A 7,988-nucleotide genomic window follows, 5' to 3' on the forward strand; every position below is an offset into this window, starting at 1 on the left:
GTCTGGATAGTCCCCGCATTTCAACCTCGTTTTTTTCTCAAGAGTGCATCAAACTACTGTGGTTGCCGCTGTTGACCAACCCTCACGGAGAACCGTCCTCCCATGGCATCAACCCTTTCCGTCGTTATTCCCACGCTGAACGACTCGACTCTGCCCAGAACTCTGCAGGCGGTCATGGAGCAGACGCGGGCCGCCGACGAAATTATCGTCGTCGGCCGCGATGAGAATGGGGTCGCCGGCCGGTTCCCACGCGTCAGGTTTGTCGATACCGGGAAACCCGTATGCGCCGCTGTGGCGCGCAACTGCGGCATCGCCGAGAGCAGGGGGCAGATTATCGTCTTTACCGACGCCGATTGTATACCGGAGACCGACTGGCTCGAACAGCATGAACGCGCCCATTGCCAGGGAGCCCGGGTCGCGGGTGGAGGGGTGTCCGTGGCCAGCGAGAACTACTGGGTGCTCAGTGACAATGTCTCCATGTTTCACGATTTCGTCCGTGAGCTCCCTCCAGGCGAGAGAAGCTTGTTGCCAACCCTCAATCTCAGTGTCCAGCGCAGCGTCGTGGAGGAGGTGGGGCTGATGGACGAGTCCTTCCCCGGGGCCGCCGCGGAGGACTCGGACTGGACGATCCGGATGCGCCTGGCGGGCTACCGACTGCAGTTCGTGCCGGCTGCAGTGGTCCACCACGCACCGTCCCGAACGCGATGGAAGGATGTCGTGGGCCACTGGCGGAAATCCGGGTTTTCCGGGATTCGTGTGCGGCACCGCTATGCGCAGGACTACGCTACGCCTGCCTTTGCCCGCAGCGCCCTCATGCTGCGCCTGCTGAGCCCGTTTATCGCGGCACGGGTGACGGCCGGGATCTACTCCGACCTCGTCTTCTGGCCCTACTGGCGCTGCCTGCCTGTGATCTACCTGACCAAGATCATCTACTGCCTGGGTGCTGCCGCGGCCATCGACAACGGCTTTGCCTTTGATACCCAGCGGGTGGGTTCACAAGGGTCGGGGCCAGGTCTCGCTTTATAGCACGCCTTTCCAGGGTGCTTCCGGGCGAGGACCGCCCCTGTGCTGTCAGTGAACCTGGCTGGGCTCGAGGTCAGCGGTCAGTGAGTCGCGGATGGCGTGGTCTATCTCGAATTTCTCTATCGGGTAGGCGGGATGGTCGATACCGGCATGGATCGCCTCGCCATTCCTGGCCGCGGTAATCATGTCCGGGGTCAGCTCGAAGCGCATGAAGTGTACCGAGGATGTCTTGGTTTCGTTGCTGCGCTCGAGGTCTTCATCGGCGATAGGGTACACCCTTTCGCAGTTGCCGACCTGCAGCCAGACCTTGTCCTCAAGGCCAATCATTTGCCCGAGCCGCTCGGCACGCTCGGCGGGGTCGGCGTACTCTATCATGAAGGTGGCCTTCCAGTTGTGGCCATCCGGAATCAACGGGTTGTAGGCATCCAGCTCCTCGGCGATGCCGGCGGCCTCGAATACCTTTTCTATCCGCAGCATTTCCTGGATCTGGTACTTGATGGTCAGGGCATCCTCGAAGTAGAGGCGGGCGTGTTCGCCCAGGGCCAGTTGCCGGGTTTTCTTGTGCGCCATTACCTGCGCCCGGAACCGTGGGCGCTCCTCCGCGTATTCCTCCAGCGACCAGAGGTCGGCGCGTGATAACTGGGTCATGGTGGTCTCCTTGATCATTTACAGGCCGTAGGCCATGCGTAACAAAGTCATCGGATGTTCCGCCCGGTCGACTTTCTCCGACAGGTTGGCAATATGGCTCGCCGCCATCGGGCAGTCGCTCATGAAGTGATCCGGCGCCTGCTGGTCCACCTTGCGAACTACCGGCCGGGCAATTTTAACCGACTTGTCGCGGGTCTCCAGCTTGATGGCGTAGGTGCCGTCGTGGCCTGAGCAGCGTTCCTGCGCCGTCACCCGGGTGTCGGGTACCAGGTTGAGCACATCGCGGGTCTTGAGGCCGATGTTCTGCACCCGCTGGTGGCAGGCCACCTGATAGGCGATGTCACCCATGGCGTTGGGGAAATCCGTATTCAGGGCGCCGCCCTTGTGACGCAGCCACAGGTACTCGAAGGGGTCGAAGAAAGCGGCCTTGACTCTCATTACCTCGGCGTCGTCCGGGAACAGCAGCGGCAGCTCTTGCTTGTACATCAGCACACAGGAGGGAATGGGGGCCACCAGGTCGTAGCCCTCGTCCACCAATTTTGCCAGCACCGGGATATTGGCTTCCTTGAGTTTCCGCACGGTTTCCAGGTCGCCCAGCTCCAGCTTCGGCATGCCGCAGCATTTCTCCTTGGGCACGATGTCGATGTGGATGCCGTTGTGCTGGAATACCTTGACGAAGTCCTCGCCAATCTCCGGGCTGTTGTAGTTGCCGTAGCAGGTGGCGTAGAGCGCCACCTTGCCGGTGGTGTCGCCGACCGGTTGCGGCTCCAGGTTCTTCACCATGGGCCTGACCCGCTTGCGCAGGGTATTGCTGTGAAACTGGGGCACCGGCGCTTGGTGGTGAATGCCGAAGCTGGATTCCAGCGCCTTGCGGAACGTGGCGTTGCGGTTCAGCGCATTTACTGTCACGTCCACCAGCGGGATGGTGGCAAGGCCAAAGGTGGTGTCGGTGCTGGTCAGTACCCGGTCCCGCAGGCGCGCGCCTTCCTTGCGAAAGTGCACGGCCTTGGCCCGCAGCATCAGGTGCGGGAAATCCACGTTCCACTCGTGGGGTGGTACGTAGGGGCACTTGGTCATGTAGCAGAGATCGCAGAGGTAACACTGTTCCACAACCTTGTGGTAATCGGCCTTGGCGACACCGTCGACCTCCATGGTTTCCGACTCGTCCACCAGGTCGAACAGGGTGGGGAAGCTGTCGCAGAGGCTGACGCAGCGGCGGCAGCCGTGGCAGATGTCGTACACACGCTCCAGTTCCGCGTCCAGTTTGCCCTGGTCCCAGAAATCGTCCGTGCGCCATTCGACGGGGTGTCGGGTGGGTGCTTCCAGGCTTCCTTCTCTCACGGCTACGTCCTCATCCACTGGGTCGGCAGGTAAAAAAACGGGCTCGCAGGAAAGTACGAACCCGTTTCGGGTGGTTCATGGTGCCGCGGGTCGGGCCCGCGGTCAGGGTGCCAGTGATCAGGCGTCGAGGCTGTCCAATGCCTTCTGGAAACGGTTGGCGTGGCTGCGCTCGGCCTTGGCGAGGGTTTCCATCCAGTCCGCGATTTCGTCGAAGCCCTCGTCGCGGGCAGTCTTGGCCATGCCCGGGTACATGTCCGTGTACTCGTGGGTTTCGCCGGCAATCGCTGCTTTGAGGTTGTCCGAGGTGCCGCCGATGGGCAGGCCTGTTGCCGGGTCACCGGTCTCTTCCAGGTATTCCAGGTGGCCGTGGGCGTGGCCGGTCTCGCCTTCGGCGGTGGAGCGGAATACAGCGGCCACATCGTTGTAGCCTTCCACATCAGCCTTGGCAGCGAAGTACAGATAGCGACGGTTGGCCTGGGACTCGCCCGCGAACGCGTCTTTCAGGTTCTGTTCGGTTTGACTTCCTTTCAGCGACATGAGGATTCTCCTGTAAGCGTTAACATGCCTGCACAGATGTGCGGTTGGGTAAAACTAGACGATCGGATACTATCCGTCCAGTAGAAAAAATTATCAAGGTTGATCGACAAAAGCGATCGTTGCAATGAGCCGACAGGCGACCCTGAAGCCGCTGCGCTACCTCTCTGCGGTGGCGGAATACGGGCATTCTGGCCAGGCCGCAGGTGGTTGCCGCGGAGGGTCCCTGGCATGCTTCTGAAACTCCCCGGAAGGTGGTAGTGTTGCCTGAGATTGGCCAGGCTTGCGCAAGGGGAGTCACGATGAGTTCGATCAGGGAAACCGCCGCCCTTTTTTTTGACGCCTGCGAATCGGGGCAAGGCTGGGATGCCTGCAGCCGGTATTGTCACCCCGACGCCTCGTTCTCGGCACAGACCGACACGTTCGCCGGGATCGATACGCTCGCGGAATATACAGAGGCGATGAAGGGTCTCATAGCCGGCCCGGTGCCGGATGCATCCTACGAGATAAGGACATTCGCGGTCGATGAAGATCGCGACCAGGTTTTGGGCTTTGCCATATTCAGGGGTACCCACACTGGCGATGGCGGCCCGGTGCCCCCCTCCGGCAAGGCTGTGGAAACGGATTATGTCTACGTCATGGAGTTCGACCGTGACCGTATCCGGCACATGACCAAGATCTGGAATGACGGCTACGCCATGCGCCAGCTCGGATGGGGTGCTTGACCGAGGCCCAATTCAGGGGAGTACATCCGGTCGGCGCTGTCCCACCATGCGCATGGCGTCGCCAGGCCCCGAGGCTCGCGCAATGGGGCGTCCTGTTGATGCTGCTGGCGCTTGGCGGCTGCGGGGTGGTTCACCGTACCTTCTATATCCCGGTCTACAGCGGGTACCTGCGCGAAAGCACCACCTGTGGCTGGGTGCCGCATGGGTCCGCACTGGTTCCGCTGGATGATACTGTTTCGATCGCGCTGAGCATGGCGCCAGGCGGCGAGAATGAGATCGGCCTCAGCCTGCAGGTTCCACTCTCGCCCGGACAATCGCTGCAATTTGAGCAGGCGGTGCTGGTGCTGGAAACGGCTTCCGGCGCTACCCAGGCGAATCTGCAGGAGTTCATGGTCGCTGTGCACGGGCGCAACGGCCAGCCCGGTCATTTCGAGCAGGTGCAGCCCACGGACCTGCTGGAAGGTCGGAGAAACGCAGATCTGCGCATCCATGATGAGCCCTCCGCCAGCAACGACCTCTTCAGCTCGAACGCTCGGTTCCCGGTGGATTCCGAAGCGAAGGTCACGCTTTTTTTACCGCGGGTGAGGGTGAATGGCCGCAGTGTCAGCACCGAGGGCATTGAGTTCAAGCTCGTCACCAGGACCGGCGTTGAGGCCTGTGTGCAATAGCGTGCGCGCAGGGCAAGCAACTAATCGGGGCGTGTTCTGGATGTTGGTTTCTGACAGGAACAAGTCGAGTACTTTCTTGTCCTCTTGCGGGAACAAATGTTTCGCTGTACTTTCCAATGGCCAAGGTCTTGTCTGCGGGGTCGGTAGTTGGCCCGTTTAAGGAGTCGCCTTGGACAACAGAGATTTCAGATGAGCAAACCCCTTTTATGCTTCTGGCTTTTTCTCTGTGCCTGCGCCGTGCCGGAGGGTTTTTCTCCAGCCGTTGCGGAAGACCAGGTTTACGCCCAGGCAGATCATCCGCGAGAACAGCTTGACCAGCCAAACCTGGAAGCAGGCGATGCGGATGATTCACTGGGAAATTTTCATCAGCCGCCGCCCAATCTGCCCGGCTCCGAGACAATGGCGGCAGCCGTTGCGGCGACTATTGCACCCCTGTCTTTTGCCAATACCCATCCAATAAGAGCTCCCCCTGCCGCCCGGTAGGCCAATTACCCTGATCTGCAATGTCGGTATAACCACCGCTCGCGGCATCGACTGGTGCGCGCCCTGCCCATACGCGGGACGCGGTCTTTACTGATCTGGTGCGGCGAGACACAGGATTAATGGAGCGCAACCTGATGAAAAAGCTACATTTGTATCCCACGTTTGAAATAGATGAGTTGGAGTACCCGGAAGAGGCTGGCGGTTTGTCACTTGCGTCTTCCGCGCTGGATTTTTTTACTGATTTTCATGACATAACACCGCTGGTCATTCTCGACTCAATGACTGCAATTGAAGCGAACAAACTGATGCGACAAACCCATGTCCGTATGAAATTCGTCGTCAACAATTCTGGCCACCTGCTTGGCGTGGTGTCCGCGGAGGACCTGATCGAGCGCAGGATCATCGTGAAGGTTTCCGAAGGCTTTGCGCGTGAGAAAATTCCTGTCAGCGAATTCATGACCTGCAAAAGAACGATGAAGGCGCTCGATTATGCCGAGGTCGCAAGTGCAAGGATTTCGGATGTCATTGCCGCACTGAAGCAGAGCGGGGAGCAACACTGCCTGGTGGTAGACCGGAATAAGCACCGTGTCCGGGGAATTTTCTCTGCCAGTGACATTTCACGCAAGCTTCATCTCCCGATCAATATTCAGGAGAAATCGAGTTTTTACCGGGTATTCTCGGCCACCGGGTAAAGAGTACCCCGCACCGGGCTACTCCCAGGCTGTTACTGCAGTTGCACAAGCCGGCAAGCGCGGGCAACTGCAGCCAGTGTTCTGACTGTCAATCCGGCTTCAGCGGTTGGATGCCGCCGTTGTCAGCGTCGCTTGCCGGGGATGTGGCGGAGGACCGGTTCTGCTTCGACCTGCTTGTCATGAGGAAAGCCAGGAAGACCAGCAGCACTGAAAGTTGCGCGAGTAATCCCTGCCAGGTGGATTTGACACCTACCCATGCCATTTCAAAACTCACCGGTAACGGAGTAACGCTGATCAGAGCGGCTTCCTGTAGCGCCGACACGGCTTTGCCCATCAGGATGAATGCCAGGGCCAGCAACAGATAAGTGGTGATGGAGAAGAACCGGGCGACTGGCAACTTCACCGAGTAGCGCACCAGCACCCAGGCCAGTATCGCCAGTATTGACACGGCGAGACCGAAGCCGCCGGCAATGGCGGGGTACTGATGGGTTCCCGCTTGTGTCAGCAGCGTCTGGTAAAAAAGCACGGTCTCAAATACCTCCCGGTAGACCGCGATAAATGCCAACAGCGCGAGTCCCCACAAGGTCCCGGCGGTCAGGTGCGTATTGATGTGTTGCTGGATATAGGCCTGCCACTGGGCAGCATGGGTTTTACTGTGCATCCAGATGCCGACATACAGTAATACCACGGCCGCCAGCAACGCCGCGACCCCCTCCATGACTTCTCGACTGGCGCCGCTGATGCTGATCAGGGATTGCGCAGCGGCCCAGGTCGCAATTCCGGCCACTAAAGCGGAAACCCAACCCACGTGGACATACCGCATTCCATCCTTTCGGCCAGTTCGGGTGAGGACCGTGACCAGGGCAATGACTACCAGCAAGGCTTCGAGTCCCTCTCGCAGCAAAATGACAAGGCTGGCGCCAAACAGCGTGGCGCTGGACAGCATTGAACCTGAGAGCAATAGATCGGCTTCGTCCAACTGTGCCATGGTTCGCTTCATTGCCGCTTCAACCACGCCGGGTGGCTGCTGCCGCCTGAGTAGTTGCCGCATTTCCATCATCCCGGCTTCGATTGCCTGACGAAGCGCAATATCCCTTGCGTTCAGACTGTTCTCGATCAGCTCAAACCCGTCGAGGTAGGCGCTCACCGCCAGCGCTTGCGCGGCAGGATAGTCGCCCTGCTGGTAGGCTGCTTGTGCCAGCGAGAGCTGGTCGCGAGTAGTTTTCAGCGGGTGTTCCGCTGTCGCGAACAGCGCGTCGGGATTGGCGCGCAGACCGGCAATTTCCCGCAGTTTTAGCCCTGGTTGTTCGGCAGCCAGTTGTGCCGGGCTGTGGTTGACCAGCTGCTGCAAGGTGACGCCGACTGCGCCATCTCCTGCAGCATCGATGTTGTGAAATGCGATTCCGCCGACATGAAAGGCCAACGACCAGCGTTCCCGTTCTGATAACTGGCCGAAGCCAGGCATCGCAGTCTGTTCTATGCCGTGGGATATCGCATTGTAGAGTCCCAGCAGTGACCGGTTCGAAGCCCTGTCTGCATCGGTGAAGTTGGTGGGGGCAGGTTCCAGCTGTGCGGCCAACACGCCGTCGCCACCACCGGACCGACCGTGGCACGATGCGCAGTGACTTTCGTAGAGATCTTGGGTAGTCGACTCTGCCAACAGTCGCTCGGGTAAAGCAGAGTTCGGCATGAGGGCCAGCAGTCCCTTCCTCAGGCTGCTGCTGGCTTCTCGAATCGTCTGGATATCCCGCTTGCCCTGGATCGCCAGCTGCAGCGCGCTGGCCTGTTCCTGCAGATCGCCTGCCCCGGTGGAACTTCCCTGCAGCAGGGTAATGCTGTCGAGGATAAACCGGGAGAATTCAAGCATTTCCCGG

Annotated in this window: 8 protein-coding genes; 4 read left to right on the forward strand and 4 right to left on the reverse strand. The window is 59.8% G+C overall.

What is annotated here, in order from left to right; all coding sequences use genetic code 11:
- Positions 1-102 precede the first annotated feature (102 nt).
- Entirely contained in the window at positions 103-1,026 is a 924-nt protein-coding gene (locus tag RJQ10_RS17635) for a glycosyltransferase family 2 protein (protein ID WP_350148695.1), read from the forward strand.
- A gap of 45 nt (positions 1,027-1,071) precedes the next feature.
- Here the strand turns inward: RJQ10_RS17635 and RJQ10_RS17640 are convergent, their stop codons facing one another.
- The 3 genes from RJQ10_RS17640 to RJQ10_RS17650 form a co-directional block, all read right to left on the reverse strand.
- Positions 1,072-1,671 (reverse strand): DUF3501 family protein, encoded by a 600-nt coding sequence (locus RJQ10_RS17640; RefSeq protein WP_350148696.1) that lies wholly within the window; start codon positions 1,669-1,671, stop codon positions 1,072-1,074.
- An 18-nt stretch (positions 1,672-1,689) separates the two neighbouring features.
- Positions 1,690-3,012 carry a heterodisulfide reductase-related iron-sulfur binding cluster gene (locus RJQ10_RS17645; protein WP_350148697.1) on the reverse strand — a complete coding sequence of 441 codons (1,323 nt, stop codon included), beginning with the start codon at positions 3,010-3,012 and terminating at the stop codon, positions 1,690-1,692.
- Between the two features lie 117 nt (positions 3,013-3,129).
- On the reverse strand, positions 3,130-3,549 hold the full coding sequence (locus RJQ10_RS17650) for a rubrerythrin family protein (RefSeq protein ID WP_350148698.1): 420 nt from the start codon (positions 3,547-3,549) through the stop codon (positions 3,130-3,132).
- A 299-nt stretch (positions 3,550-3,848) separates the two neighbouring features.
- Between RJQ10_RS17650 and RJQ10_RS17655 the strand changes: the two genes are divergently transcribed.
- The 3 genes from RJQ10_RS17655 to RJQ10_RS17665 all read left to right on the forward strand — a co-directional run bounded on the left by RJQ10_RS17655 (position 3,849) and on the right by RJQ10_RS17665 (position 6,114).
- On the forward strand, positions 3,849-4,271 hold the full coding sequence (locus RJQ10_RS17655; RefSeq protein WP_350148699.1) for an ester cyclase: 423 nt from the start codon (positions 3,849-3,851) through the stop codon (positions 4,269-4,271).
- Positions 4,272-4,366: 95 nt separating this feature from the next.
- The gene (locus tag RJQ10_RS17660) at positions 4,367-4,939 is read left to right on the forward strand and encodes a hypothetical protein (protein WP_350148700.1); all 573 of its coding nucleotides are present in this window, start codon (positions 4,367-4,369) and stop codon (positions 4,937-4,939) included.
- Positions 4,940-5,556: 617 nt separating this feature from the next.
- The gene (locus tag RJQ10_RS17665; RefSeq protein ID WP_350148701.1) at positions 5,557-6,114 is read left to right on the forward strand and encodes a CBS domain-containing protein; all 558 of its coding nucleotides are present in this window, start codon (positions 5,557-5,559) and stop codon (positions 6,112-6,114) included.
- A gap of 88 nt (positions 6,115-6,202) precedes the next feature.
- Here the strand turns inward: RJQ10_RS17665 and RJQ10_RS17670 are convergent.
- Positions 6,203-7,988 (reverse strand): cytochrome c/FTR1 family iron permease (locus tag RJQ10_RS17670; protein ID WP_350148702.1); only part of this gene is annotated, 1,786 nt, incomplete at its 5' end.

Origin of the sequence: Haliea sp. (assembly GCF_040222615.1) — a bacterium.
Taxonomy (GTDB): domain Bacteria; phylum Pseudomonadota; class Gammaproteobacteria; order Pseudomonadales; family Halieaceae; genus Haliea.